This window comes from Amazonocrinis nigriterrae CENA67 (assembly GCF_016056305.1).
Taxonomy (GTDB): domain Bacteria; phylum Cyanobacteriota; class Cyanobacteriia; order Cyanobacteriales; family Nostocaceae; genus Amazonocrinis; species Amazonocrinis nigriterrae.
This window is the reverse complement of record NZ_JAECZC010000013.1, coordinates 85,582-112,383: the sequence shown is the minus strand read 5'-3', so window position 1 is coordinate 112,383 and position 26,802 is coordinate 85,582. Positions and strand designations below refer to the sequence as shown.

The 26,802-nt window shown below is 42.3% G+C and carries 22 protein-coding genes; 17 read left to right on the top strand and 5 right to left on the bottom strand.

Annotated features, from left to right (window positions below; all coding sequences use genetic code 11):
• The first annotated feature begins 466 nt into the window (after positions 1-466).
• From pstS to pstB, 4 genes are all read left to right on the top strand, one after another.
• Positions 467-1,651 (top strand): phosphate ABC transporter substrate-binding protein PstS, encoded by a 1,185-nt coding sequence (gene pstS / locus I8748_RS09980; protein WP_198124423.1) that lies wholly within the window; start codon positions 467-469, stop codon positions 1,649-1,651.
• A 193-nt stretch (positions 1,652-1,844) separates the two neighbouring features.
• Positions 1,845-2,795 (top strand): phosphate ABC transporter permease subunit PstC, encoded by a 951-nt coding sequence (gene pstC / locus I8748_RS09975; protein WP_198124422.1) that lies wholly within the window; start codon positions 1,845-1,847, stop codon positions 2,793-2,795.
• A 19-nt stretch (positions 2,796-2,814) separates the two neighbouring features.
• Positions 2,815-3,699: a phosphate ABC transporter permease PstA gene (gene pstA / locus I8748_RS09970; protein WP_198124421.1), complete on the top strand. Its 885-nt coding sequence runs from the start codon at positions 2,815-2,817 to the stop codon at positions 3,697-3,699.
• A gap of 51 nt (positions 3,700-3,750) precedes the next feature.
• Complete coding sequence (gene pstB, locus I8748_RS09965) at positions 3,751-4,557, top strand: phosphate ABC transporter ATP-binding protein PstB (RefSeq protein WP_198124420.1); 807 nt, start codon at positions 3,751-3,753, stop codon at positions 4,555-4,557.
• A 304-nt stretch (positions 4,558-4,861) separates the two neighbouring features.
• On the opposite strand, the gene I8748_RS09960 is transcribed toward pstB, so the two are convergent.
• Complete coding sequence (locus I8748_RS09960; RefSeq protein ID WP_198124419.1) at positions 4,862-5,734, bottom strand: hypothetical protein; 873 nt, start codon at positions 5,732-5,734, stop codon at positions 4,862-4,864.
• A 980-nt stretch (positions 5,735-6,714) separates the two neighbouring features.
• Here I8748_RS09960 and I8748_RS09955 point away from each other — a divergent pair.
• The 3 genes from I8748_RS09955 (at position 6,715) to I8748_RS09945 (ending at position 10,793) form a co-directional block, all read left to right on the top strand.
• On the top strand, positions 6,715-9,069 hold the full coding sequence (locus I8748_RS09955; protein ID WP_198124418.1) for a ribonuclease R family protein: 2,355 nt from the start codon (positions 6,715-6,717) through the stop codon (positions 9,067-9,069).
• 123 nt (positions 9,070-9,192) lie between these two features.
• Positions 9,193-9,813: a flavin prenyltransferase UbiX gene (locus I8748_RS09950; protein WP_198124459.1), complete on the top strand. Its 621-nt coding sequence runs from the start codon at positions 9,193-9,195 to the stop codon at positions 9,811-9,813.
• Positions 9,814-10,091: 278 nt separating this feature from the next.
• Complete coding sequence (locus tag I8748_RS09945) at positions 10,092-10,793, top strand: LapA family protein (protein ID WP_198124417.1); 702 nt, start codon at positions 10,092-10,094, stop codon at positions 10,791-10,793.
• Between the two features lie 189 nt (positions 10,794-10,982).
• Here the strand turns inward: I8748_RS09945 and I8748_RS09940 are convergent, their stop codons facing one another.
• Positions 10,983-11,177: a hypothetical protein gene (locus tag I8748_RS09940; RefSeq protein WP_198124416.1), complete on the bottom strand. Its 195-nt coding sequence runs from the start codon at positions 11,175-11,177 to the stop codon at positions 10,983-10,985.
• Between the two features lie 555 nt (positions 11,178-11,732).
• Here I8748_RS09940 and I8748_RS09935 point away from each other — a divergent pair.
• The 5 genes from I8748_RS09935 to I8748_RS09915 all read left to right on the top strand — a co-directional run bounded on the left by I8748_RS09935 (position 11,733) and on the right by I8748_RS09915 (position 16,629).
• The gene (locus I8748_RS09935; protein ID WP_198124415.1) at positions 11,733-12,299 is read left to right on the top strand and encodes a shikimate kinase; all 567 of its coding nucleotides are present in this window, start codon (positions 11,733-11,735) and stop codon (positions 12,297-12,299) included.
• A 352-nt stretch (positions 12,300-12,651) separates the two neighbouring features.
• Entirely contained in the window at positions 12,652-13,422 is a 771-nt protein-coding gene (locus I8748_RS09930; RefSeq protein WP_198124414.1) for an MlaE family lipid ABC transporter permease subunit, read from the top strand.
• 579 nt (positions 13,423-14,001) lie between these two features.
• The gene (gene argB, locus I8748_RS09925) at positions 14,002-14,898 is read left to right on the top strand and encodes an acetylglutamate kinase (protein ID WP_198124413.1); all 897 of its coding nucleotides are present in this window, start codon (positions 14,002-14,004) and stop codon (positions 14,896-14,898) included.
• 172 nt (positions 14,899-15,070) lie between these two features.
• Complete coding sequence (locus I8748_RS09920) at positions 15,071-15,595, top strand: tetratricopeptide repeat protein (protein WP_198124412.1); 525 nt, start codon at positions 15,071-15,073, stop codon at positions 15,593-15,595.
• A 224-nt stretch (positions 15,596-15,819) separates the two neighbouring features.
• The gene (locus tag I8748_RS09915) at positions 15,820-16,629 is read left to right on the top strand and encodes a DUF3153 domain-containing protein (RefSeq protein ID WP_225896370.1); all 810 of its coding nucleotides are present in this window, start codon (positions 15,820-15,822) and stop codon (positions 16,627-16,629) included.
• An 85-nt stretch (positions 16,630-16,714) separates the two neighbouring features.
• Here the strand turns inward: I8748_RS09915 and pdxH are convergent, their stop codons facing one another.
• Positions 16,715-17,359: a pyridoxamine 5'-phosphate oxidase gene (gene pdxH / locus I8748_RS09910; protein ID WP_198124410.1), complete on the bottom strand. Its 645-nt coding sequence runs from the start codon at positions 17,357-17,359 to the stop codon at positions 16,715-16,717.
• Between the two features lie 127 nt (positions 17,360-17,486).
• Between pdxH and I8748_RS09905 the strand changes: the two genes are divergently transcribed.
• From I8748_RS09905 to I8748_RS09895, 3 genes are all read left to right on the top strand, one after another.
• Positions 17,487-18,584 (top strand): AI-2E family transporter, encoded by a 1,098-nt coding sequence (locus I8748_RS09905; protein WP_198124409.1) that lies wholly within the window; start codon positions 17,487-17,489, stop codon positions 18,582-18,584.
• A 206-nt stretch (positions 18,585-18,790) separates the two neighbouring features.
• Positions 18,791-19,621 carry a segregation/condensation protein A gene (locus tag I8748_RS09900; RefSeq protein WP_198124408.1) on the top strand — a complete coding sequence of 277 codons (831 nt, stop codon included), beginning with the start codon at positions 18,791-18,793 and terminating at the stop codon, positions 19,619-19,621.
• A gap of 335 nt (positions 19,622-19,956) precedes the next feature.
• On the top strand, positions 19,957-21,123 hold the full coding sequence (locus I8748_RS09895; protein WP_198124407.1) for a sugar phosphate nucleotidyltransferase: 1,167 nt from the start codon (positions 19,957-19,959) through the stop codon (positions 21,121-21,123).
• Between the two features lie 67 nt (positions 21,124-21,190).
• Here the strand turns inward: I8748_RS09895 and speA are convergent, their stop codons facing one another.
• Positions 21,191-23,209 (bottom strand): biosynthetic arginine decarboxylase, encoded by a 2,019-nt coding sequence (gene speA / locus I8748_RS09890; protein ID WP_198124406.1) that lies wholly within the window; start codon positions 23,207-23,209, stop codon positions 21,191-21,193.
• 237 nt (positions 23,210-23,446) lie between these two features.
• On the opposite strand from speA, the gene ndk reads away from it, so the two are divergent.
• Positions 23,447-23,896: a nucleoside-diphosphate kinase gene (gene ndk / locus I8748_RS09885; protein WP_198124405.1), complete on the top strand. Its 450-nt coding sequence runs from the start codon at positions 23,447-23,449 to the stop codon at positions 23,894-23,896.
• Positions 23,897-23,966: 70 nt separating this feature from the next.
• Here the strand turns inward: ndk and I8748_RS09880 are convergent, their stop codons facing one another.
• Entirely contained in the window at positions 23,967-24,689 is a 723-nt protein-coding gene (locus tag I8748_RS09880; RefSeq protein ID WP_198124404.1) for a TerC family protein, read from the bottom strand.
• A gap of 972 nt (positions 24,690-25,661) precedes the next feature.
• On the opposite strand from I8748_RS09880, the gene I8748_RS09875 reads away from it, so the two are divergent.
• Positions 25,662-26,570 carry a polysaccharide deacetylase family protein gene (locus I8748_RS09875; protein ID WP_198124403.1) on the top strand — a complete coding sequence of 303 codons (909 nt, stop codon included), beginning with the start codon at positions 25,662-25,664 and terminating at the stop codon, positions 26,568-26,570.
• Positions 26,571-26,802: the final 232 nt, after the last annotated feature.

Below are 26,802 nucleotides of genomic sequence, written 5' to 3'. Positions count from 1 at the left end.
CACTTTTTTCCACACACCGTGAAAAGTCAGCGCAGCCAACTGGGTACAGAGTAAACGCCACAATCTTTGATCTGGTGAGCCAGTGCGATCTTGGGGTCTCCCCCTTCGGGTTCGGCAGCGACACAGGAGCGTCACCAGTAGGGCTGTCTTTTATGAGTGGTGGGAACAGAGCAAACACTAATTTTCCCTACACCCGACACCAACCCCCCACACCCTTCTTGTTGACTAGAGTCATCTAGCTACACAAGCAGTCAAGTTTTGTAAATATAAATTATAAGTACTAGTCACTACTTGCTTTTATACAATTAGGTATAAATTTTATCCAAAAAAGAAAAACAAAATTTTTGAGATTTATCTAAAAAAAATATGATTTTTTCGGTTTGTTAACCTTGCGTTTACCTTAATCTCTGTTCTTTAGAGGTATCTTAAAAGCGCTCCCCTGGAAATTTAGTAAAAATTGACAGCGATGCTTTCACATTTAAATGTAACCAAAAATCACCGTTTCACTGCTTCTTTAACAGTGTTTGCACTGACACTCAGTTTAGCTGCTTGTGGTGGACAGCAAGCCACTAATGACACTGGTACTAAAGATGGAGCTTCTGGTACAGCTAAAGATGCTACAGCTTCAAGTCCAGCTAAGTTAGATATTGGTGGAAATTTAACATTAACTGGGGCGGGTGCTTCTTTCCCAGCGCCACTTTATGCAAGTTGGTTCACTGATTTGAACAAAAAATATCCCAACCTGCAAGTTAACTATCAATCAGTTGGAAGCGGTGCTGGAGTTGAGCAATTTATCAAAGGTACTGTAGATTTTGGTGCCAGCGATGTTGCCATGAAGGACGAGGAAATTCAGAAGGTGCCACAAGATAAGGGCGTACTTTTGTTGCCAGTGACAGCTGGTAGTATTGTCCTAGCTTACAACTTGCCAGATGTTCCAGAATTGAAGCTACCACGGGCAGTTTACACTGATATTTTACTGGGCAAAATCAAGACCTGGAACGATCCAAAAATTACTGCTGCTAACCCAGGCGCCAAGTTACCCAATCAGCCTATTACAGTTGTGCATCGTTCTGATGGTAGTGGAACTACAGGTGTGTTTACAAAACATCTTAGTGCTATCAGTCCAGAGTGGAAGACCAAAGTTGGAGAAGGCAAGACTGTCAACTGGCCCGTGGGAGTTGGTGGTAAAGGCAATGAAGGGGTAACCGCGCAAATTCAACAAACCCAAGGTTCTATTGGCTACATTGAGTATAGTTACGCTAAACAAAATAACATCAAGTTTGCTGCTTTGGAAAATAAAGCAGGCAAATTTGTTGTAGATAACGACCAGTCAGCCGCTAAAACATTAGAAGCAGTGGTGCTTCCAGACAATCTCCGCGCTTTTATTGCCGATCCTGAAGGTGCAGAATCCTATCCCATTGTCAGCTACTCATGGATTTTGGCATATAAAAAATATCCTGATGCCGCAAAAGCTAAGGCTATGGAAGCCATAATTGAGTACGCCTTGACTGAAGGTCAAAAAATTGCTCCAGAACTAGGGTATGTTCCTCTACCCCAAAATGTGATTACAAAAGTGGCTGCGGCTGCTGATCAGATTAGCCCAGAGTATAAAATTGCTGTCAGTGGCAGCGGAAACAGCGCCAGCAAATAGTATAAAGGAAGAGTCAATAACTTTGAGTCAAATCATGAGACATCTATAGTCAGCAGTAGATTGAGTTATGCATTATCTAAGTATCAATCCTGATGTACTGATGTCTCAGATTGAAAAAATGATGCAGCGACAACTTCACGAATCTGGTTCCTTCTCACATTTTTTTCTGATTTAATAATCAAAGTCAGTAGTCATGGCTACAAATTCTCAGAATTTGCAATCAGCAATTAAAAATCGCTCAGAAGTAGAAAAGTCGCTAGATCGAAGCTTTATTTGGCTAACTCGGATTTTTGCATTGGCAGTTGCCGCCACTTTATTATGGATAGCCTTACAGGTGACTCGTGATGCCTGGCCTGCTATTCAACAATTTGGTTTGGGCTTTTTAGCTAATAGCACTTGGAATCCGGTCAAGAACGACTACGGAGTGCTACCTCAAGTTTACGGAACTTTAGTCAGTTCTTTCATTGGTTTATTGATAGCTATACCCATCGGTGTTGGCACTGCTGTTTTATTGAGTGAGAATTTTCTTCCTGCCAAGGTGCGGCTAGTACTGGTATTTTTAGTAGAACTTCTCGCTGCTATTCCCAGCGTTGTCTATGGTGTATGGGGACTTTTCGTTTTAGTGCCAATATTATCCAATTTGGGGAAATGGCTCAATACTTATTTTGGCTGGTTACCAATTTTTAGTACAACTCCCCAAGGCCCGGGAATGTTGCCTGCGGGAGTCATTTTGGCGATTATGACTTTGCCAATTATCACAGCCATATCTCGTGATGCCTTGATTTCTGTACCCTCCAGTTTACGTCAAGCAGCTGTAGGATTAGGAGCAACTCGTTGGGAAACAATTTTTCAGGTTCTCATCCCTGCGGCTTTTTCTGGCATCGTTAGTGCTGTCATGCTGGCCCTTGGTCGGGCGATGGGAGAAACAATGGCTGTAACAATGTTGATTGGAAACTCCAACAACATTAGTTTGTCAGTTTTAGCACCAGCCAATACGATTTCTTCTCTCCTAGCAAATCAATTCTCAGAAGCTAGTGGTCTGCAAGTTGCGGCTTTAATGTATGCTGCTTTAGTTTTATTTGTGTTAACGCTTGTTGTCAATATCATGGCAGAGCTGATCGTTCTCCGAGTCAAGCGACTGTAGCATACTTATAAGTTAAATTATGACTTCCCATTTTCCCGAAAGTAGTCTGAATCGCGCTCCCATGTCGCCCAGGACACTGTTTAATACAGTTATGACCGTGGTAGCGTTCATCTGTGGATTATTGGCACTTTTGCCTTTGCTGGCAGTACTTTCTTACGTTTTGATTCAAGGCTTTAGCAGTTTAAGCTTAGACGTGTTTACCCAGCTACCACCCGCACCCCTGAGAAAAGGAGGTGGTTTTGGTAATGCTATCTTAGGAACATTGCTAATGGTGGGAATTGCTTCACTGATTAGTATTCCATTCGGTGTCATAGCAGCGATTTATTTAACAGAGTTTAGCTCTGCTAAGATAGCGAGAACAGTACGTTTTGCTACAAATGTCCTGAGCGGAGTTCCCTCTATTATTGCAGGGGTATTTGCTTATGGGGTTGTAGTTCTAACCTTAGTTAAACTTAACTTAGGCTCTTACTCAGCATTGGGTGGAGGCTTTGCGTTAGCGATTTTGATGTTGCCTATTATAGTCAAAACTACTGACGAGGCTTTACAACTGGTATCGCAAGATTTGCGACAAGCATCTGTAGGCTTAGGAGCAACTAACTTTCAAACGGTAACACAGGTGGTATTGCCAGCTGCTTTACCTGCTATTGTAACTGGGTCAACATTAGCGATCGCACGAGCAGCTGGAGAAACTGCTCCTTTACTATTTACTGCTCTTTTCTCGACATTCTGGCCTGATGGCTTATTTAAACCCACAGCATCTCTTGCTGTCTTGGTTTATAACTTTGCGATTTCTCCATTTGCTAATTGGAAATCACTGGCTTGGGCAGCGTCTTTGATTTTGGTGTTGATGGTTCTCATCACCAGTATTATTGCTCGCTGGGCAACTCGCCAGAAAGCTTCTTAACAATTTGACCAGGGCGCATTTTTCATCCCCGAAATTTACACTAGACCATTTATGGCTACCAACACTAGCACCGCGAATAGCACAGACACTGTTTTACGTACAGAAAACCTGAATATCTACTACGGCAACTTCTTGGCTGTGCGGGATGTTTGGCTAGATATCCCGAAGCACAAAGCTACAGCCTTTATTGGCCCTTCTGGTTGTGGTAAAAGTACGTTACTGCGATGCTATAATCGTTTGAATGACTTAATTGAGTCATTTAGGGCAGAAGGTAAAGTTTATTATTACGAGAAAAACTTGTATGCACCTGAAATCGACCCCGTAGAAGTACGTCGTCGCATTGGTATGGTGTTTCAAAGACCTAATCCTTTCCCCAAATCAATCTATGAAAATATAGCTTTTGGTGCCAGAATCAACGGCTACAAAGGTAACATGGATGAACTGGTAGAGAGGAGTTTGCGCCAAGCAGCTTTGTGGGATGAAGTCAAAGATAAACTAAAGCAAAGTGGTTTGTCTTTGTCTGGTGGACAACAACAAAGATTGTGTATTGCGCGGGCGATCGCAGTGCAACCTGAAATTATACTGATGGATGAACCTTGCTCTGCTTTAGACCCTATTTCTACCCTCAGAGTTGAAGAACTGATTCACGAACTCAAAGAGCAGTATACGATTGTCATCGTCACCCACAACATGCAACAAGCCGCACGCGTTTCTGACATGACTGCCTTTTTCAATGTGCAGACTACAGAAAAAGGAAATCGTAGCGGCTATTTAGTAGAATATGACTCAACAGAAGTAATTTTTAACAATCCGAAACAACAAGACACGAGAGATTACGTCAGCGGTAGATTTGGTTAATAAGTCGCGGCGAAATATCGAAATATAATTACTACACCCCCTCCTTGGGTATGTTAGGTGGGGGTTTTTAACTGATCAATGATGGTGGCATTCCTCTGTTTAGAGACTAGGTAGTAAAAGGTACTGGGGATTAGGGATTGGGAATTGGGAATTGGTAATTGGTAATTGGTAATTGGGAATTGGATTCTACTATTAGTCATCACATCTGGCCCACTACCCATCACCCATTACCCATTACCCAGTCCCCATTGCCTAATCCCCACTCCCTTCGGTCGTGGGGGCCCCGAGTTCCCCAGTCCCCAATTCAAAATCCCGCTACTGGATCTGGCTGAGATTCCAAGTATCTTAAGAAATCTAACAATTCTTCCTCACTGAGTAAAGACCGCCCCAACTTACCATAGGTTTTTTTGAGATATTCTCGTCCCTGCTCTTTCGTCCAGCCTAAGCGTTCAATTTGAACATCGGTTTTAGCAATGACATCAGATAAATTCACTGGTTCAGTTTTCTTCTTTTTCTTCCCTGTGGCAGTGTGAGGACTCACATTTTCTTGAGAACTATAATTGCGGGGTGTAAATGGTGTGACATTACTGGCCAAACCTCCTGAAAAAAGTGGAGTTTCTGGCTGGTTGTCAGAAATGGTTTCTAAATTTTTAACTGGAGTATCGAATTCTATCTCCTGGTTGTTAGTCAGAGGCAAACTTTGGCTTAAATCTTGGTTATGAATCTCGCTTTTAGCAGCGCTACGCGTGTCAGTTGTGACAATATCTGAGTTAAAATTATCTTCTTGAAATGACGGTATTGATATTTCTTGACCACTGCTCAAAGACCAGTGACTACTGCCAACATCTGCATCTTTTGTAGATGGATAAGTAGATTCACGAAATCCAACTGTTGTGTTTGTCGTGTTCAAGGCAGGACTTGGCTGCACTTGAGATGTTGTTTTTGGTGGAATTGCTACCGTCGCCTGTGGCGAATTAGTTATTCCCAAAACCATCAGTGCCCTAGTTCTGGCTTGGTCTTCTGCTGCTTCAATGGTTTCTGCTGCTGCCATACCAGTAGCGCGGGTTACACCTTCAATTTGTACGCTTGCCCGAACAATAAATTTTCCTTGAAAAATTTGTACTAATTCAGAAATCAGATTACCGTTGGGATACAAGCTCTGGAATTGAGCCAACATAATACTGCCACCAATCTAACTCGTTGAATAAAGGGGTTGATGCTATGTGTTTGTTTCGATTAATTATCGCCCCCTGTTGATATTTTCTAGCATCCGAGTTAAAGGACTTCCAAATAAACAAATATCCCAATTTTCTTGGGGCGTTGGACATTCTGGACGCCCTGAACACTGGAACGGGTGAGGACACCCATGCCACAAGATAGATAATTATTTTGTTGGAAATCCCTAGTCAAAAAGTTTTGCTAGATTTGAAATGATCACTGAGGGCAATAATTAGCAAAAGGAACAATGGTGAAAATTAAGGGCGTCCAATAGGTTGCAAGCTGCTACTTGTACCTCTTGCTTGTATCCTAATTGTAGCAGTAGCGATTTTTGGAGTTAATTTTTGACTACTGCTTGGCTACTGCTGATAGACTCTAGGTGATCTGCCCTTCAATGCTATACTATTTACCCAATTCTATATCCGGAACTATTTCCTGGAAGTGCGCTCTAAATCTACAATAATGGAGATAAGGTTCGCCCTCACTGCTTGTTAAGCTGCTTAACCAATTGTTACCGATTCTACATGTGGGAAAATTGGGTTTATTGGCAGTTTCTCCCAGTTAAAAATCAGAGTCTCATGGCGTCAAAGTACCTCTAAACTAGACAACCAAACACCTGTAGTTTCCCCTGATAGCGCTTTTGGGCAGCGTGGAGACTTATAATAACCCAGCCTCTCAAAAACCCGTCGCGTAATTACTTAGTGGGCGAAAATTCAACTCAGGTGTACTTTATAAGTTTGGTTAAGTAAAGAAACTTGAACCCAAGCTACTCTGAAATTGTCGTGCAGTGAGAAGTTTCAGGGTCGGCTTCCCTCTCTGGAACAGCAACCCCTGCCTCAGGGCAATTCGTTTCCAGCTAGTATCTGTAAGCCATGAGGTATACAGGAAAGAACCAGATTCAACGAAAAATGATGTTTTGACCAAAGGTCGGTTCACTGCATGGAATTTTCAATCGCTACACTCCTTGCCAATTTTACAGACGATAAATTGGTAGCTCGCAAAGTTTTAGAAAAAAAACTTGGTTGCGAGGACGAATTTAGTTTACAAAAACTTCACATTGCCTTAGAAGTACTAGAAAAAATTGGCATTTTAGTGAAAGAACGCGGCAAGTATCGGCGCGTTACAGAAGAAGGAATGATCGAAGCAAAATTGCGTTGTTCTAGTAAAGGCTTTTGCTTTGCCATTCAAGATGTGGAAGGTGCTGAGGATATTTATATCCGCGAAAGTCATCTGAGTAATGCTTGGAATGGCGATCGCGTTTTGGTAAGAGTTCTTAAAGAAGGTAGTCGTCGCCGTTCTCCAGAAGGAGAAGTCAAGCTGATTTTAGAACGTTCTAATCACACTTTACTAGCACGAATTAAACAGGTAGAAAACGGTTTTCGGGCAGTACCTTTAGATGATCGATTGCTGTTTGAACTCAAACTGCAAACAAACGGCATGAAATTAGAAGAAGCACTCGACCACCTGGCCCATGTAGAAGTTTTGCGTTACCCCTTAGCACAGTATCCTCCATTGGGGCGAGTAGTGCAAATTCTCGGTAGCGATGCCGAAGCTGCTGCTGATATTGATTTAGTCACATGCAAACACGATTTAGCCCGTAATTTCCCCCCTTCAGTGCTAGATGCAGCAGCAAAATTGCCCAAAAAATTGCTGAAAGCAGACCTGAAAAATAAACTAGATTTACGGAAATTATTTACCTTCACCATCACAGGGGTAAACGGTGATACCAAGGCAATTGAAAATGCTTTGAGCTTGGAAAAAACTGTCACCGGCAATTGGGTTTTAGGTTTTCACATTGCCGATGTTTCTCACTACGTGCAACCAGATGAACCCCTAGATAGAGAAGCACTCAAGCGGGGTAGGTCAGTATATCTAGGAGAATTATTACTGCCGATGTTGCCCGACACCGTGGCAGAACGCTGTGCTTTAGTAGTGGGAAGCGATCGCCTAGCCATCTCTTTCTTGATTACAATCGATCCAGAATCGGGAGATGTATTAGATTGGGAAATCCAACCCAGCGTTATTAACGTTAAAGCCTCAGTTAGCAAAGAACAAGCAGAAGCAATTCTAGACGGTCAATCAGAACATGAATCTGAACAAGTAGTCCAATTGCTACAAGAGTTAGGCAAATTGTATAAAGCAGTCAAACAGCTGCGGTTAGATCGTGGTAGCTTGCAATTGAATCTGCCTTCTAGCCAAAACCCCTACTATGATGAAGGAATTTTAGGGGCTGTAGTCGTAAATGACTTGCCTGTGCGCTCTCTTTTAACAGAGTTGGTACTATTAGTCAATGAACTAATGGCAACTCATTTAAACGCGTTAGGTGTTCCCGCTATTTGGCGAGTCCAAGGCACACCCGACCCTGAAGATGTGCAAGAAATGCTGAAATTGGCAATCAATTTAGGCGTGGAACTGTCACTAGAACCAGAAGTAGATATCCAACCACTTGATTATCAGCAATTAACCAGAGCTTTTGCCGAATCGCCATCAGAGCAAGTTTTGACATATTTATTGCAGGATACACTCAAGCCAGCGGCGTACAGCACAACTAAAGGCCCTCACTTTGGTTTAGCACTACAGCAATATACTCACTGTACTGCCCCATTGCGGCGTTATTCAGATTTGCTCATGCAAAGAGTGTACTATCAACTATTAGAACACGGACGCGATCGCCGCAACACCCGTGTTAAAGAACGAGTTAACCTGCGCCACTCCTCTAGCCACATCGAAATCAACTGGAACGTCTTACCTCCAGAATTGCAACAAGAACTGCAAAGCGATTTAACAAGGGTAATTATCCAAATTAACGACCGAGAAAAAGAAGTCCAAGAAGCCGAAGCCGATTTAGCAGGCTTGCAAAAAGCCCAGCTGATGAAACAGCGCATCGGTCAGGTGTTTCAAGGCGTAATTACTGGTGTACAATCCTATGGCTTTTTTGTGGAAATTGAAGTACCAGCAGCAGAGACAAAAGTAGCCAGCAATCCCAGCATACCTCTACGAGTAGAAGGACTGGTACACGTCAGTTCCCTCAAAGATGACTGGTATGAATATCGCGCCAGACAACAGGCACTATTTGGCCGCAAAAATCGTGCTTCTTATAGACTAGGCGATCGCGTAGCTGTACAAGTAAAAAGCGTAGATTACTATCGCCAGCAAATTGATTTAGTCACAGTCGGTAGCGATGGAGTAGCCAAAGGCTTGGGTATTGGCGGTATCAACGGTGATGTCTCAGATATCTATTTACCAAACGATATTGAGCCTGACGATTTAGAACCCTATGCTGATGATGAATAAAGGGACTGGGGACTGGGGACTAGGGAGATGGGGAGATGGGGGGATGAGGGGAGAATAACTAAACCCATGCCCAATGCCTCATACCCCATGCCCCATGCCCAATCCCCAATCCCCAATCCCCACATGTCACATTCCACCAAGCCTCTTATACTAGGCGTATCAGGTGCATCTGGTTTAATTTACGCTGTTCGCGCTCTGAAATATCTGCTCACAGCGAACTATGAAATTGAACTAGTAGCTTCTAAATCAACATACATGGTTTGGCAAGCGGAACAGGATATCCGAATGCCAGCAGAACCAACAGCGCAAGAACAATTCTGGCGAGAGCAAGCTGGAGTAACTCTTGCAGGTAAATTACGTTGCCATCCTTGGAGTGATGTCGGAGCCAATATCGCTAGTGGTTCGTTTCGTACCTTGGGGATGATTATCATGCCATGCAGTATGAGTACAGTGGCTAAGCTAGCAGTCGGCTTGAGTTCCGACTTACTCGAAAGGGCTGCGGATGTGCAACTCAAGGAAGGGCGGAAGTTGGTTATTGTTCCTCGTGAAACTCCTTTTAGCCTGATTCACCTACGAAACTTAACGACTTTGGCAGAAACTGGAGTCAGAGTTGTGCCTGCAATTCCGGCTTGGTATCATAATCCTCAAACCATCGAAGATTTAGTTGATTTTGTCGTTGCTCGTGCTTTAGATCAACTAGATATTGACTGCATCCCTCTTCAGCGATGGCAAGGTCATCGTTAGAGTATGAAGCGTGTAGACGCCTGAAGGGCGGCTTGCTGTTCGCCGTCAGGCGTTCAAAGAAGGGTAGTAGCCTGTCAAAATCTTTTTGGCAGGCGGGGGAAAGGGTAAGGGAAAAAGGGGCGCATGTTTTTAATTTCTTTCCCTTTCCCCTTTTCCCTTTCCCCAGTCTTCACCTGTCAAAATTTGCGTGGTGAACTAGTAGGCTAGGATGAAGTCTGAAGTAGAAATTATTCAGCCTTCAGCCTTCATCCTTGATCCTTCATTCTTGATCCTTTGTTATGGCTGTAATTCGCTTAATTTTGTTGATGGCTGTTCTGGGAGGACTAACACTGTTGTTAGTTCAAAATTGGTCGCCTGTCTTATCTTTAGTATTTTTGGGGATGCGAACTCAACCATTACCACTGGCAATGTGGATTTTATTTAGTACTACTGCTGGAGCTTTAACTTCTGTATTAATTAGTACCTTGTTTAAATTATCAAGTTATTTTGTTAAACAACGCCAAACTCCGTTCAGGTCAACAGCAGCTTCACCTCGGACAAAAGCTACCCGCCGAGAAGAACCCACACCGCGCCCTAACAGTCCTCCACCGCCAGCTAGTAAAACAGAGTACGCTAACAATGAAGAATTTGATGATTGGGAGACAAACCGCAACAACGATGATTGGGACTTTGACGAAAATCCCACAGATGCGCCCAACTCTGGTACTAAAACTCAACCGTTTCGAGACTCTCAAACTTACGAACGTCAACAAGAACCTAAAAGCAGTTCTCAGTCTGGTTCAGTCTATTCCTATAGCTACCGTGAGCCAAAAAATACTGCGGTGGGAAAAGCAGAATCTGTGTACGATGCCGATTATCGGGTAATCATCCCACCTTATCAACCACCGCCTACCAATCAAGCCGATAACACCGATGATGACGACTGGTCATTTTTCGATGACGATGATTTTGAAGATGAAGACAAGCGATCGCGTAAATGAAGGTCTAGTAGTGCTGCATGTAATTTTTTATTAGCATTTGGTAAGGATTTGAGACATGGAAAATAGGTAGTAGTTGTATGCACTATATTATACCAAAATAAAAAATAATTACGGCAGATGGATTGACGAAACTCAGATACAGAAGCTAATTTCCAATCCCAAATCTCAAATCCTCAATCCCAAATGGTATTATTTAATGCTACACTCCTCACGGGACTGTTGCTTAACCTTACCGTTCATGGCCGCTTCCTGCAAAGTCATGAAAGCATTAAAATCTTCCAGGTCATACCGGGTAGTTAATAGATGCCGTAGCTGATTTTCTGCTTCTACCGTCAAATAGCCACTTGCTAAAGCTTGTTGCACAACGTCACGAATTCGAGTCATGGTGATGCCTCTCACATACCACATTGATTGATTGGTGCTGACTCAGGTGGGATATGCAGTGGTTTTTGCGTCTGAACCTTCAAGTTAACAAAACTTTTTTGTGCAATAATCAAAAATACAGTCATATTTTACACCTTGCACTCCAACAGTTTTTGATTAGAGCTTGCTGCAACTAAATTTTAGAAGTGAGATATTGTGCTGTTGAAAACACAGTATTGTGTACATCTAAAATTTATCCACCAGAGAACGAGTCTTATTGATTTGTATAGACAGATTTTATTCGCTTAAAGTTTCAAACAAGCTTTATAAAATTTCTGTTAAGCCCAAAGATACTTAAGCAACAACTGCCAAGTCACCTAACGACAGTTATTAAATTCGTTAGAAATTCATCTTTTATTTATTCTGCTTTCATAGAAGAATCGTTAAAAACTTACCTAAGAAAGCATAGCTTTAGCGGAGTGGGGTTCTTCGGTTTTATACAAGTAATTAAACGGACATGATATTAAAGTTAGGAGTGAACACAACTGATAACTGATAACTGGAGTGAAGTGACTAGTGAACAGCTTATTGCGAGGAGTTAATCTGTATTTAATTGGGATGATGGGCGTTGGTAAGTCTACGGTAGGAGATTTACTCGCAAAGCGTTTAGGTTATACATATTTAGATACAGATGATTTAATTGTTAAATTAGCAGGAAGATCTATCAATCAGCTATTTGCCGAAGAAGGAGAAGCGGCGTTTCGCCAGTTGGAAAGCGATGTATTAGCACAAGTTTGTGCGCGTAAAGAGTTGACCATAGCAACTGGCGGGGGTATAGTTATGCGGCGAGAAAACTGGAGTTATCTGCACCACGGTTTAATTGTGTGGCTAGATGCACCATTAGAGTTACTTTACAACCGTTTAGCAGAGGATACCACAAGACCACTATTACAAGATCCTGACCCCAAGGGCAAACTGCGATCGCTTCTCGAACAACGTAAACCACTCTACGCCCAAGCCGATTTACACATCATCCTCCGCGAGGGAGAAACACCCGAAGAAATCGCCAATAAAGTTATGGAGGCGATTCCCAGCGTTTTAAAACAGCCTGATTCGCACCATGAGGGCGATCGCAATAATTAAGGCAAGTCTACAAATTATGAAAATAATCAATAAAATGGTGAAGAGGTAAAGGGCAAAGAGTCAATTACCAGTGGAAAAAAGCGCAATATAATCTTAAAAATCGCATATACAAGCTTTTGCACTTGTAATTCCACTTATTGATTTTTTTAGCCAAACTCAAATTCATTGAGAGTAGACAACGCAGCTTTTAGGCTTCGAGTTTACCAGAGCGATCGCTCTGGTAAATTTATAGAAACATCCGGGTAATGTTTAGCCTTTTAGAAGAGGGATTAGAGGAAAGATCATAAAAGTACTCATCAAACTCAAGTTAAATAACATTAGCGTAAAAAAGTCAGTTTTAAGGGCAATAAAGTTGCAATCAAAAGGAAATTTAGTGCAATTATGGATAGTGCGCTGCTTTGCTGCACTACTACTCTTCGGTCAAGTATGGCTGCATTTACTTAAAGGAAAAACTTACTACCACAAGATTCTAGAACATATGGTGACTACTGGCCCCGCTTCTATATCTCCAGTTTTGCTGGTGAATGGTTTTGCAGGGATGATTTTTACCATTCAGACAGGTAGAGAATTAGTGCGATTCGATGCAGTCAGTACTGTGGGAGGTGCTTTTGCTTTAGCCTTTTGCAGAGAATTAGCTCCTATTTTGACCGCTAGTATTATTGCAGGACAAGTAGGTTCTGCTTTTGCAGCAGAAATAGGCGCAATGCAAGTCACAGAGCAAATTGATGCACTTTATATGCTCAAAACAGATCCAATTGATTATTTAGTAATTCCTAGAGTAATTGCTTGCTGTTTGATGATGCCAATCATGATGATTTTTGCTTTACTGATAGGCATTATTGGTGGAGCTTTTGCTGCCAAACACTTTTTCCAAGTTTTCCCAGATACATTTTTAGAGTCAGTTAGAAATTTTTTAGACCCATCAGATTTGTCTATTATTTTGTTGAAAGGAGTGATTTTCGGAGCTGTAGTTGCTGTTATTGGTTGTAGTTGGGGACTAACTACTAAGGGAGGAGCAAAAGAAGTTGGAGAATCAGCAACAAAAGCAGTTGTTACTACTTGGGTATCAATTTTTATTATGGATTTTTTCCTCTCTTTAGTTTTGTTTGGTCAGCCGATTTGATAATAAAAAGTAGCTGTGACATGACTTACGCAACTGGCACACATATTTTCTGCGATGGCAGTTAATAGTCAATAGTCAAAAAACCTTGAATTTTAACTATTGACTATTGACCCAGTAATACCCAAACGAAAAAAATATGACAATGCGTGTAATACCAATTCTCTCAAATGAGGCAACACAATCAAACCCCGAAAGCCATGCCATATCTGAGTACAGACGATTCGGCGAATCGTCTCTACAATTACGAATTACGAATTACAAATTACGAATTGGTATAAGTCCTATGTGAAAAAATTTTTGTGGTTACGCGATCGCACTTTGTTAACAAAGCTTCTAATTAATTAGAAACTACTTCATGCGTTCATATAATTGATGAAAGCGAGAATTGGCGATCGCACGAGAGTCTATCTACAAGTCCACTGCTGAATAAGCACATAACAAGGGACTTTCAGCAAATTATTTACACTTGTTTAAATTCACAACTCATAAGGGTTATAGAAAACTTTGGTATCTACTCATTGTTACAAACTCCAAAGTCTTCTACACTGACTGCATAGGTTTTAAATCTCACAGCTCCTCATGACAGTCAACGATACTGAGTACATTAGGCAAGCTGAAGCCACTCGCGTACAAGTGCTAAGCGAAGCTCTACCTTATATTCAACAATTCGCTGGTCGCACTGTTGTTGTGAAATATGGTGGCGCAGCGATGAAAGATAGCACCCTCAAAGATCAAGTCATCCGCGACATTGTATTTTTATCCTGCGTCGGCTTGCGTCCAATACTAGTACACGGCGGTGGCCCAGAAATTAATAGTTGGTTAGATAAACTGGGAATCGAAGCCCAATTTAAGAATGGTTTGCGAGTCACAGACGCCCCCACAATGGATGTGGTGGAAATGGTTTTAGTTGGTCGAGTTAATAAAGAAATTGTCGCCCTAATTAACCAAGCTGGAGGCTTGGCGGTGGGACTTTGCGGCAAAGATGGTAATTTGATTACAGCTCGTCCTCAAGGTCAAGAAGGTATTGGCTTCGTGGGAGAAGTGAGTAATGTAAATATTAAAATTTTAGAAACCCTCTCCAGCAATGGGTATATCCCCGTAGTCTCCAGCGTAGCTGCAGATGAAACGGGACAAGCTTACAACATTAACGCTGATACTGTAGCTGGGGAAATAGCAGCAGCGCTAGGGGCAGAAAAGTTGATTTTACTGACCGACACCAGAGGGATTTTAACAAATTATAAAGACCCATCAACTTTGATTCCAAAAGTAGATATTCGTGAAGCCCGCGAGTTGATTGCCGATGGTATAGTCAGCGGCGGTATGATTCCTAAAGTCAATTGTTGTGTGCGATCGCTTGCTCAAGGTGTACGTGCAGCACACATCATAGATGGTCGTATACCTCACGCCCTACTATTGGAAATTTTTACTGATGTTGGTATCGGTACAATGATTCTCGGTTCTCAGTTTACTTCATAGAAGATGAAGGGGAGCTTTCGGTGCAGGGGTGCAGGGGAGATAGGGAGCAGGGGAGCAGATAACAACTATTCCCAATTCCCAATCCCCAATTCCCAATCCCCAATTCCCAGTCCCCAGTCCCTCCTACAATGGAATTGGCAAAATTAAAATAGTGCTGATTTATATCTAAAACGTGAGTGCAGAAAGTTTAGAAATAGCCAGAAGTATCTACCAGACTGGGAAACTTGCCTTTGAAAATGGGCAATATCGAGAAGCTGTAGAAAACTTGGAAAAGGCAAGCGCCCTTTTAGCTCGCAATTCTCGCCTTGGGGGTGAAGTAGATATTTGGCTAGCAACAGCCTATGAAGCATCTGGGCGTACTGAAGATGCGATCGCCCTTTGTCAACAACTCAAACGCCATCCCTTTGCAGAAACCAGCAAACAAGCAAAGCGATTGCTTTACATCTTACAAGCACCAAAGCTGAAAAGACCGAGTGAATGGATGACCGAAATCCCAGATTTGGGCAAACTACCGGATAATGATGACAAAATTCGTGTTACTGTCAATCCGCGTAAGTCTTCTGGGCAAAAAAAGGCGGCTCAACCAGAATTTGTAGACCTCAGTCAGGTAAATACTAAAGATAATCGCTTTATCTTAGTGGCACTAATTGCCATTGGTTTAACTGTCTTGTACTTGGTTTGGTTGAATTTTTACTAAAGAAAAGGGCAGAAAAATCCCTTTTCCTTTCACCCTCAGTTCTTACCTCCTTAAGCTTGACTTTTTGGGAGATATATGTAATGAAGTATTCTACTCTTGGAAAGATTTTCATATGGTTAATCAGACCATTTGTTTTTGTGCTGGCAAAAATGCAATTATTCCAGCCACTAACTAATGGAAATCAGATGAATTCCGACTTTCCTAGACAAAATTCCCTCGCGTCTATGCGATTCAAAAAACGTAGAGCCAGCATTCCACAACCTATTTTGTGGCTAGTGTTGTTAACTTCACTACTGCTGTCAGGTTGTGTGCAGTACGACGTGGGAGTGAACTTTGGCAACTCGAACAGTGGTGAACTGGTGCAGCATATTAAATTGGAAGAACGGCTAACTAGTTTCAGTGGTGACTATGTATACGAATGGTTAAACAGTATAGAACGTCGTGCCCGCAAACTGGAAGGCAAAGCAAAGAGAGTTTCTAAAGAAGAACTGATTGTGACAATTCCCTTCAGTAATGGTCAGGAGTTGCAAGCCAAGTTCAACGAATTTTTTAATTCCCGTGCTAACCAACAAGCTGAAGCTGTGCAAAGCGAATCGGAATCAGAATTACCAAAGATTGAATCAAACTTACTTTTGGAGCAGAACAACTTTTTACTGTTAGTACGGAATCGATTAATTTATGATTTAGACTTGCGATCGCTTGCTCTCATCGCTAGCAAAGGTAACGTTCTTGCTGATGCTGGTTCAATTCTCAATTTGAAATTTAGCCTGACAACTCCTTGGGGCGCTAAAAACATTCAAATACCTGAAAATGCAGAAACTGCCATTGAACCAGCAAAAAATGGTAATCAACTGGTGTGGCAACTAAAAACTGGTGAACTCAACCACATAGAAGCCGTTTTCTGGCTTCCCAGTCCGCTTGGTATTGGTTCATTGTTGATTATCTTGTTTATCTGGGGAGGATTGTATCTTAGATACACATTCATGCCAGACCCCAGAATTCAGTTTGCACCTAAAGCAGCAGCGACGGAATAAGGAATTGGGAATTGGGAATTGGGAATTAATAACTCCTAACTCCTAACTCCTAACTTTTAACTCAGCACTCAGCACTCAGCACTTTTTATGGTGACAACCGTTCAATTTTCCAACTGCCATCAACAGAGCGAGTATACAGCAAGCGATCGTGCAGACGGCTGGGGCGTCCTTGCCAAAACTCAATTTCTGCGGGGATCACTCGCAAGCCTCCCCAATGGGGAGGTCGGGGAATCTCCTGATTTTCATACTTGCTCTGAAATTCCTGCATCCGTTGCTCTAGAACTTCTCGGCTTTCTATGACTTCGCTTTGATTAGACACCCACGCTCCCAAGCGACTGTTCGCAGGACGACTTTCAAAATACTGATCTGACTCGATTTCAGAAACTTTTTCTACATGTCCAGAAATCCGGACTTGGCGTTCGAGTTCAGCCCACCAAAAAACTAAAGATGCTTGGGGATTTTCTGCCAGTTCTTGTCCCTTACGACTGTTGTAGTTAGTAAAGAAAACAAAACCCCGTTCATCAAAATCTTTTAGTAATACCATTCTTGCTGAAGGCTTACCATCTGGCATAGCAGTAGCCAGAGTCATGGCATTCGGTTCAGGAAGTTGAGCTGCTAGTGATTGGTCGAACCATTTTTGAAATTGTATGAAGGGATTGGGATTAATCTCAGTTTCGCTCAAACCTTCTAAGGTGTAATCCTTGCGGAGGTCTGCTATGGTCTTATCCATCGTGATTTACTTCCTTATTATCAGATTCGCTGATACACGTCTTTGATAAAAATATCTATGATGATGATTAGCGCCAACACCAGTTTTATTAATTATCTCAAGGAGTCGAGATTCTCGATTGCATCAAATGCGCCGTTCGGCCTCTCTTCAACGTTTATTAATTTATGGTCTGAGCGGCCCGATAATTGCTCTCAATATCTGGCTGCTGTCATTACTGTTTAGCTATTTCCAACATCCGATCACTATTTTGAGCGTTGCAGCGATTTTAGCTTTTTTACTTAACTATCCAGTTAAGTTTTTTGAACGCGCTCACATGACTCGCACACAGGCGGTTGTCATAGTTTTACTCGTCACTTTAACTTTATTGGTGATTCTGGGTGTCACGTTAGTACCGATGGTAATTGACCAAACAATCCAGCTTCTCAATAAGATTCCAGATTGGTTGACAACTAGTCAAGCAAATATAGAGCAATTTGAAGCCTTTGCCAAGCAAAGACGTTTGCCTATTGATCTCAGGGTTGTTAGCAATCAAATCAATGCCAACATTCAGAATTTAGTTCAACAACTTGCTTCTGGTGCAGTGGGATTTGCGGGAATACTGCTGTCTGGCTTACTCAACTTAGTATTAGTGGTTGTCTTAGCATTTTATATGCTTTTATATGGCGATCGCGTATGGTATGGTCTAGTCAATCTCTTACCTGCTAATGTTGGAGTTCCCTTAACCAGATCCTTACAACTTAATTTTCAGAATTTTTTCCTCAGTCAGTTGTTGCTGGGGTTATTCATGATAATAAGTCTTACTCCTATTTTCTTATTTTTGAAAGTGCCATTTGCTCTATTGTTTGCCATACTCATTGGTATGTCTGAACTCATTCCTTTTATCGGAGCGACTTTAGGTATTGGTTTGGTAACAATTTTGGTATTGCTGCAAAATTGGTGGCTAGCAGTTCCAGTTGCTATAGCGGCCATTCTCATGCAACAAATTAAAGATAATCTTTTAGCTCCCAACTTACTCGGCGATTTTATCGGACTTAATCCTATCTGGATTTTTGTTGCTATTTTGATGGGATTTGAGATTGCTGGATTCTTAGGCACACTAGTTGCTGTGCCCATTGCCGGTACTATTAAAGGTACATTCGACGCTCTCAAGAGCGGCAAATCTGATCAATTTGTTTCAACTGTCACTATTAATCATGACTCCCCCGTTGATCGAGACACGAATTGAGCAGGGGGGATGAGGGGGATGTGGTTCGACTTCGCTCACCAACCGGGGGATGAGGGGGATGGGGAGCAGGGGAGCAAGTATATTCCCAATTCCCAATTCCCAATTCCCAATTCCCATAAACAGAGTATATACTTTGCCAATACTCAAAAGGTTTACTGTTAAATTTGCTAATTTTTTACACTTATTACTGAACTTAGAACTGATTAATGGATGCTTCCGAGCTATTGGAAACAATTACGATCCTGATTGACCAAGCTGAACGGGGGGAAATTGATCCTTGGGATGTCCAGGTAATTGAAGTGATTGACCGTTACCTAGAACTAATGACACCACAAGCAACAGTCCGGGGCTATGAAGCCGACTTGTCTCAATCTGGACAGGCTTTTTTATCAGCATCGATGCTGGTGTTATTCAAAGCTAATACCTTGATGCAATTAACAACAGTAGAAGATTTACAGGAGGATTTGGCGGATGATGTGATGTCAGAAAATGAAGACGGTATATTACATCAGGCTCATCGTTTGCAATTAGAACGACATTTGCGTCGTCGCCCGGCTGCTATGCCGCCACCAAAACGCCGCGTGACCTTACAAGAGTTGATCGAGCAATTGCAACTCATGGCGAACCAACTCAAATTGGTACAAAAAACTAGCAAACCTGTCCGCCCTAAGCGTCAGCCCAGTGCCCAAGCGATGCGGGAAGCGCTGGAGTTAGCTCACCAGGAAAATCTGACGGAAGTAGCTGGGGAACTAGAACAAGTGCTGCGTCTAGCGCCAAGAGAACTATTGCTAGAACAAAATTGTTTGAATCTAGAACAACTTGTACATTTGTGGACTCAGACAAAGCAAGCACACCAAAATGGGTCTGCCCATGAGTCAGAACATAGCCACATAGTTAGCGTTTTCTGGGCACTGCTACTACTCTCAGCCCAATCTAAGGTAGAGCTATTTCAAGAGGAGTTTTACCAGGAGATCAAAATTCGGTTACTCACGGATTCAGCTAACGCCTACCAACCTTGGGAACAGCCGCTAAATTAAACAGGTCTAAACTATCACTAAGGATAGCTTATAGACTTTCGCTTCAGCAAAATCCAAAATCCGAGTAAATTGAAGAGATGACTAATTACTTTTTATCTGCCATCCCTATTGATTCAGGACTGACGCAAACAATAGCCGAAAACTCTATTTTGACCTAGCAGCAATTCATGAATTGCCGCAGAGGGCGCTTAGTTTCGCGTCAGTCCAATGGTTGCAACAATCAGCAAATTCCTGTTATCCCTGTTCTTAGGGGTTACTTAGAGCAGAAATAAAAACTGATGATTAAGTCTCACTCAATGAAAGTAAACTGGCTGGTGGTTGAGGAATAAACTTTTATGAAAGCGATGATTCTCGCGGCAGGTAAAGGCACTCGTGTGCGACCGATTACCTATACAACTCCCAAACCGATGATTCCCATCCTGCAAAAGCCAGTGATGGAATTTCTATTAGAACTTCTGCGTCAACACGGTTTTGACCAAATTATGGTCAATGTTAGTCATTTAGCTGAAGAAATTGAAAACTATTTCCGTGATGGTCAGCGCTTTGGCGTACAAATAGCATACTCTTTTGAAGGTAAAATTGATGACGGTAAACTGGTAGGGGAAGCAATTGGTTCTGCCGGAGGTATGCGGCGCATCCAAGACTTCTCACCATTCTTTGATGATACTTTTGTGGTGTTATGTGGTGATGCTTTAATTGACCTGGATTTGTCCGCAGCTGTTAAGTGGCATAGATCTAAAGGAGCGATCGCTACTATCATTACAAAATCTGTTCCACAAGAAGAAGTATCCAGTTACGGTGTGGTTGTCACCGATGAAGATGGACGTGTCCAAGCTTTCCAAGAAAAACCTTCCACAGAAGAAGCTCTCAGTACTAACATCAACACAGGTATTTACATATTTGAGCCAGAGGTGTTTAAGTACATACCTTCTGGAGTTGAATATGACATTGGTAGCCAGCTATTCCCCAAATTAGTAGAAATTGGCGCTCCCTTCTATGCCATTGCTATGGATTTTGAATGGGTAGATATTGGTAAAGTACCAGACTACTGGCGAGCAATCCGTGGTGTGCTGCTAGGCGAAATCAAGAATGTGCAAATCCCTGGTCATGAAGTCGCACCTGGTATTTATACTGGCTTAAATGTGGCCGTGAATTGGGACAAGGTGGATATCACAGGCCCAGTTTATATTGGTGGCATGACGAGGATAGAAGATGGAGCTAAAATCGTTGGCCCAGCTATGATTGGCCCTAATTGCTGGGTATGCAGCGGCGCAACAGTAGAAAACAGCGTCATCTTTGAATGGTCACGATTGGGGCCGGGAGTACGGCTAGTTGATAAGCTGGTGTTTGGGCGTTACTGCGTTGATAAAACAGGGGCTGCGATCGATGTACAAGCTGCTGCTTTAGACTGGCTGATTACCGATGCCCGGCAGACACCACCATCACATACTCCTCTTGAAAGGCAAGCCATTGAGGAACTGCTGGGGACAAACGCAAACTAAAGTTAGGAGTTCAGAGTGAGGAGTTAAGAGTTTAAATTCATAACTCCTAACTCTTAACTTCTAACTCCTAACTATTAAGATATGTGTATCTTCTTAAACTCTGCTCGTAGGTTTGCAGCAGCCGTTGTGACTCTGCTAGGGTGATGCGCTTTTCTTCCAACGCTCGCTCACAACGTTGGCGGATGTTTTCTACCATATCCTCAGAGTCGTATTGCACGTAACTTACTACTTCACTCATAGTATCACCTTTGACTACGTGTTCAATCTGGTAGCCTTTGGGGGTTAACTGGATGTGAACTGCGTTGGTATCGCCAAATAAATTGTGCAAATTACCCATAATTTCTTGGTAAGCTCCATTTAAGAACATCCCCAGATAGTAGGGTTCTCCTGGCTTAAATGAGTGTAGTTCTAAAACCGACTTGACATCGCGTAGGTCAATAAAGCGGTCGATTTTGCCATCACTGTCGCAAGTCAGGTCTGCTAGAATGCCTCGCCGTATGGGTTCTTCATCTAGGCGGTGGATGGGCATAATCGGGAATAGTTGGTCGATCGCCCAACAATCTGGTGCCGATTGAAACACTGACATATTAACGTAATAGATGGAAGCCATAATTTTTTCTAAGTCTTCCAATTCATCGGGTACGTATTCTTGCTGCCTAGTAATGTTAAGAATTTTTTGGCAACAAGCCCAGTAGAGGCGTTCTGCTTTGGCTCGTTCTCTCAGGCGCAAAATTCCCAAGTTGAAGCGGCTGATGGCTTCTTCTTTGAATTGAGCAGCGTCGTGGTAAAACTCCTGATAATTCTCTTTGTTGATGGATTGGTAAGTTTCCCACAGGTAATTGATAATTGGGGATTCTCCCTCTTGCGGAGGTTCTGGGGGATCGAGGGGGACATCGCTGGTGCTGAGAACGTCAAAAATCAGCACTGATTGATGAGAAGCGATCGCTCTGCCACTTTCGCTAATCAGTGTTGGTACGGAAATTTGCCGTTCCGCACAGGTATCTTTTAACTCTGCCACGATGTCGTTGGCATAGTTCTGCATGTTGTAGTTTTTCGAGGCGTAGAAATTAGTTTGCGATCCGTCGTAATCTACACCCAAGCCCCCACCAACATCAAGGTATTTCATGTCTGCCCCTAGCATTGCCAACTCCACGTAGATACGGCTGGCTTCTTGGATGGCATCTTTAATCACATTAATGGCAGAAATTTGTGAGCCAATGTGAAAGTGCATCAGCTGTAAGGAATCGAGCAAGTCAGCTTCGCGTAACTTGTCAACCGCCTCGATGACTTCAGGCATTGTCAAACCAAATTTAGCGCGATCGCCGCTGGAAGTTCCCCAGCGTCCCATACCTTGGGTGCTTAATTTCGCCCGCACTCCCAAAAGTGGTTTAATGCCTAACTGGCGGTTAGCAGCAATTACCAAATCGACTTCTTCAATCTGTTCTAAGACGATAATTGGCGTTTGCCCTAATCTTTGGGCTAACATTGCCGTTTCGATGTATTCTTGGTCTTTGTAGCCGTTGCAAATTAACAATGCACCTGGTGTATCCAATATAGCCAGAGCAATCATTAATTCCGGCTTAGAACCGGCTTCTAAGCCAAATTGATGCGGTTTACCAAACTTGACTAAATCTTCAATCAAATGCCGCTGCTGGTTGCACTTGACAGGAAACACCCCACGATAAACGCCAGGGTAGTTATAACGGGCGATCGCTTTCGCGAAACAAGCATTCAAACGTTCAATTCGGTCTTCCAAAATATCGGAAAAACGAATTAGCATCGGGAGTCCCAAATTGCGCTGCTTCAGGGCGTTGACTAGTTCAAATAAATCTAGAGAACCGCCGCGATCGCCTTTGGGAGAAACAGTGATGTGACCAGCAGCATTAATCGAAAAATAAGGTTGTCCCCAACCTTCAATCCGGTACAGGGCTTCACTATCTTCAATTTTCCAGGAGCGAGGTAATTCTCCTGTGGTAGTACTGGGTGGTAACAGCTTTTTCTGCTTATGATTTTTCACTTCTAATTTATGTCCATTGGACGGTAGTTTGACCACCCCATCAGCTGTAGCACTTGCCTCAAGATCCATTTCTAATCACCTGTGTGTTTCACCCACGAATAAACAATTTAACGCATTCATCTTGTAACTGATATGCAACCAGAGATAATTTCTGAGATAAACTCTGATTGGTCAGTTGTCAGTTGTCATTGGTCATTAGTCAACAGTGGAAATTCCTGCAACTGAGGACAAAGGACAAACAACAAATGACAACCGACACTTGACAACTGACAAAATAAAAACTTTATTAAGTTTTGGGAGATAGCTTTGGAACGCACATTCTTAGCAATTAAGCCTGATGGCGTACAGCGTGGACTGGTAGGTGAAATTATCAGTCGCTTTGAAACTAAAGGTTTTACCTTGGTTGGTTTAAAATTCCTCAAAGCCAGTCGGGAACTGGCTGAACAACACTATGCTGTTCACAAGGAGCGGCCATTTTTTGGCAGTCTAGTCGATTTTATTACTTCTGGGCCAGTGGTGGCAATGGTCTGGGAAGGTGATGGTGTCATTGCTTCTGCCAGAAAACTTATTGGTGCAACAAATCCCTTAACAGCAGAACCAGGAACAATTCGGGGCGATTTAGGCATTAATATTGGTCGCAACATTATTCATGGTTCTGATGCTCCAGAAACCGCACAATATGAAATAGGGTTATGGTTTAGGGAAGAAGAACTAGTAAATTGGCAACCGCACTTAACACCTTGGTTGCACGAATAATGGAAGTTAGGAGTTAGGAGTTAGAAGTTAAGAATTTATAACTTTTAACTCTTCACTCTTAACTGTTAACTTACTTCGGCACTTCGCTTTTTTCCACTTCTACTTGGGGGGTTTCTGTGAGATTACGCTTAGAAAATCCCCAAGTTAAAATGATGGCGATCGCAGTAATCATCACCCATTCTGGTGGGACTAAGTTGTCGTTCACCACTTTCAGCAATAGACGCAAGCCCACCAACGCCACAGTCATGTAGCCTGCATCTTCTAGATTTTCAAATTCATCTAACCAGCGGATAAACAATCCTGCCATGAATCGCAGGGTAACAATACCAATTGTTGCGCCCGTTAGAACCAACCATTTTTCTTGAGAAACAGCGATCGCAGTTGTCACACTATCCAAAGAAAATGCCAAATCTGTAAATGCAATCACAGGTATAGCTTGCCACAGAGAGTTAAAACGTGGCCCGTGATGATGATCGTCTTCAGTTTCTTCAGAGGTAAAGTGTTGGAATACCAGCCACAGCAAATAAGCAGCACCTAAGAGTTCAAATTGCCACAATTGCTGCACCCAAGTGGCAGTTAAAATCAGAGTAATTCGCAGCACGTAAGCAACGACTAAACCAAAGTTAAGGGCGCGACGCTCAAGTTCTTTGTCTTCCAATCCTTGGGCGATCGCAGCCAGGGCGATCGCATTGTCAGCAGATAATACTGCCTCTAAAAACACTAAAATCAGTAGGACTATCGGGGCTTCAACGCTGATGTGAAAGTGCAGATAATCAAAAATTTGGTCTAGCATTCCGGGTTACTCAAGCAGGGAAAATTAAAAATTAACAGTAACAGCGATTTTCATATAAAGAGCGTAATAATTTGCTACTTTCATTTAGCTTAACTTGGTTGCACCACATTCTGAAGTCTATGGTTCAGCACCATTACTCTAGTTTGCCTTTGGTGTCTGACTTTGGGAGAAGACTGCCATCTTCGCTCTTGAGAATACAATTGCCAAGGAGGGAAACTCTAACAAGAGTGAGGGTTCACCACTCGATGTCTAGGCGTGTATGCAATTTCAGATATTTTAATCATTGTACTTTTTTATACGAAAAATTCAAGCTCTTCACATCAGCGTACTAGCTTCAATAGGTGGCTAGTGGTAGGAAACAGAACAGCAAGCTAGACAAGAATTAAAATGCTAGGGTAACTTCAACAAATAAATTATCCCGGTTGAAGTTGGTGACTGATGATTGATGACTGATGACTGTTGACTGTGAACAGTGGGATATTTTTTTATTTGGAAGTCCCTAACTTATCTGTCCATTTCCTACTCCCCATTCCCAATTCCCCTTTGGGTGACGCTCGCCCTTCTCGCGCTTCGCTCTTGAGATCGCCAGTCGCTCATGGGGAGCCACTCCGTTGCGGTGAGGGGGTCGCAGTCTTGGCGATTTCCGCCGATTGCGTTAGCGAAGCGTTAGCGACGCAGGAGCGTCACCCCCGAACCCGAAGGGGGGTTCCCCCCGTTGAAGGAAGTGGCGTGGAGACCCCCAAGACCGTCGCTGGCTCACCAATTCCCAATTGCCCCTAATCCCCAACGCCACATGCTTCAAGTCGGCAGAGCCGCCCAACGCAGTGGCTCCTCCCTTTGGTCGTGGGGGCCCCGAATTCCCCATTCTCAATTCCCTACTCAACACTTTCAAGTTGTGGTATCTCTGTAAAGTACCAGTGCGACTTCTACCAAAATACTGGCAAAATTCTTTAGGGATGCATCACCACTAATATGACTGACAGCCATGAGCATAACTTTGCTGGCTCTGTAAAGCCTAAAAATTTTTCCCTCAGCTTAGTTTTGGGATTTGTTGTATTTTTTTCTATTCTCAATTTACAATACACTGCCCCTATAATTCCTATTTTCGGTTTTCACGGCATTATAGAAATTAAAAATAATGCTCCTGATTCATATTCAGGAGAAATGCATTATTCCAAATATGAAATAGAAAAGTTTTTGGAAAAACTAATTATTAATAAATATTGGTTTTTAACATCTCAAGAATTATATGATTTTTTCTTAACTAAATCTAGGAAAATCCCTGATGCTCAATATAAAAAAAAGCCTATAATGATTTCTTTTGATGATGGATATAAAACAGTATATACGAATTTACTACCAATTTTATCTAAGCTCGAAAATAAATATGGAACTAAAGTAAAAGTTGTTTTATTTATCAATCCAGGTAGCTTAGCTACACCAGGAAGTTCAGATACCACTCATTTAGGATGCAAAGAATTGAGAGAAGGCTTGAAAAAAGGATTTTATGATATTCAATCTCATGGCTTGAATCATAAAGATTTAACCAAGCTTAATCGTCGAGATTTAGTCAAGGAACTAGTACAAGCTAGGACTGAATTAAGAATATGTACACAAGATTTAGACCCAGATCAACAAGTAGCATCTCATTTTGCTTATCCCTATGGCGCTTATAATCAAGAAGTAGAATCTTTTGTATCTAAATATTATTTATCAAGTTATTTGTATAATAATGAAATATTAAATTATGGTTGCTTTAAAGACCATTATCAAATTCCTCGCTTAATGATTAATCGCCACAATACAGCTAAAGAACTAATAGATATTGCTGAAACATTTTATCCAATAGATAACAGAAATTTGCATCAAGGAAAATGCTAAGAGCCTATTTATAAAGTCAATATTAAGTAGGGGAGGCAAAAAGCGGTGTGATGTTCCTCCCCACCGAACTTCAGATCGGCGGAAGCCGCAGCTCTGAGTTCTCGCTATATTGCCGTTGTGTTACGGCTATGCGAGGATTTCAGAGTTTCAGAGAGTGAGGATTAGCCGCAGGGCATCATCTTTCTCAGTGCGTTATAGCAACGCTTAACGCACCCTACAATTTTCGGTTTAC

Coding starts and splice junctions, on each gene's coding strand:
- pstS (WP_198124423.1), top strand. CDS start 467: ATGCTTTCACATTTAAATGTAACCAAAAATCACCGTTTCACTGCTTCT.
- pstC (WP_198124422.1), top strand. CDS start 1,845: ATGGCTACAAATTCTCAGAATTTGCAATCAGCAATTAAAAATCGCTCA.
- pstA (WP_198124421.1), top strand. CDS start 2,815: ATGACTTCCCATTTTCCCGAAAGTAGTCTGAATCGCGCTCCCATGTCG.
- pstB (WP_198124420.1), top strand. CDS start 3,751: ATGGCTACCAACACTAGCACCGCGAATAGCACAGACACTGTTTTACGT.
- I8748_RS09960 (WP_198124419.1), bottom strand. CDS start 5,734: ATGTTGGCTCAATTCCAGAGCTTGTATCCCAACGGTAATCTGATTTCT.
- I8748_RS09955 (WP_198124418.1), top strand. CDS start 6,715: ATGGAATTTTCAATCGCTACACTCCTTGCCAATTTTACAGACGATAAA.
- I8748_RS09950 (WP_198124459.1), top strand. CDS start 9,193: ATGTCACATTCCACCAAGCCTCTTATACTAGGCGTATCAGGTGCATCT.
- I8748_RS09945 (WP_198124417.1), top strand. CDS start 10,092: ATGGCTGTAATTCGCTTAATTTTGTTGATGGCTGTTCTGGGAGGACTA.
- I8748_RS09940 (WP_198124416.1), bottom strand. CDS start 11,177: ATGACTCGAATTCGTGACGTTGTGCAACAAGCTTTAGCAAGTGGCTAT.
- argB (WP_198124413.1), top strand. CDS start 14,002: ATGACAGTCAACGATACTGAGTACATTAGGCAAGCTGAAGCCACTCGC.
- I8748_RS09915 (WP_225896370.1), top strand. CDS start 15,820: ATGCGATTCAAAAAACGTAGAGCCAGCATTCCACAACCTATTTTGTGG.
- pdxH (WP_198124410.1), bottom strand. CDS start 17,359: ATGGATAAGACCATAGCAGACCTCCGCAAGGATTACACCTTAGAAGGT.
- I8748_RS09905 (WP_198124409.1), top strand. CDS start 17,487: ATGCGCCGTTCGGCCTCTCTTCAACGTTTATTAATTTATGGTCTGAGC.
- I8748_RS09900 (WP_198124408.1), top strand. CDS start 18,791: ATGGATGCTTCCGAGCTATTGGAAACAATTACGATCCTGATTGACCAA.
- I8748_RS09895 (WP_198124407.1), top strand. CDS start 19,957: ATGAAAGCGATGATTCTCGCGGCAGGTAAAGGCACTCGTGTGCGACCG.
- speA (WP_198124406.1), bottom strand. CDS start 23,209: ATGGATCTTGAGGCAAGTGCTACAGCTGATGGGGTGGTCAAACTACCG.
- I8748_RS09880 (WP_198124404.1), bottom strand. CDS start 24,689: ATGCTAGACCAAATTTTTGATTATCTGCACTTTCACATCAGCGTTGAA.
- I8748_RS09875 (WP_198124403.1), top strand. CDS start 25,662: ATGACTGACAGCCATGAGCATAACTTTGCTGGCTCTGTAAAGCCTAAA.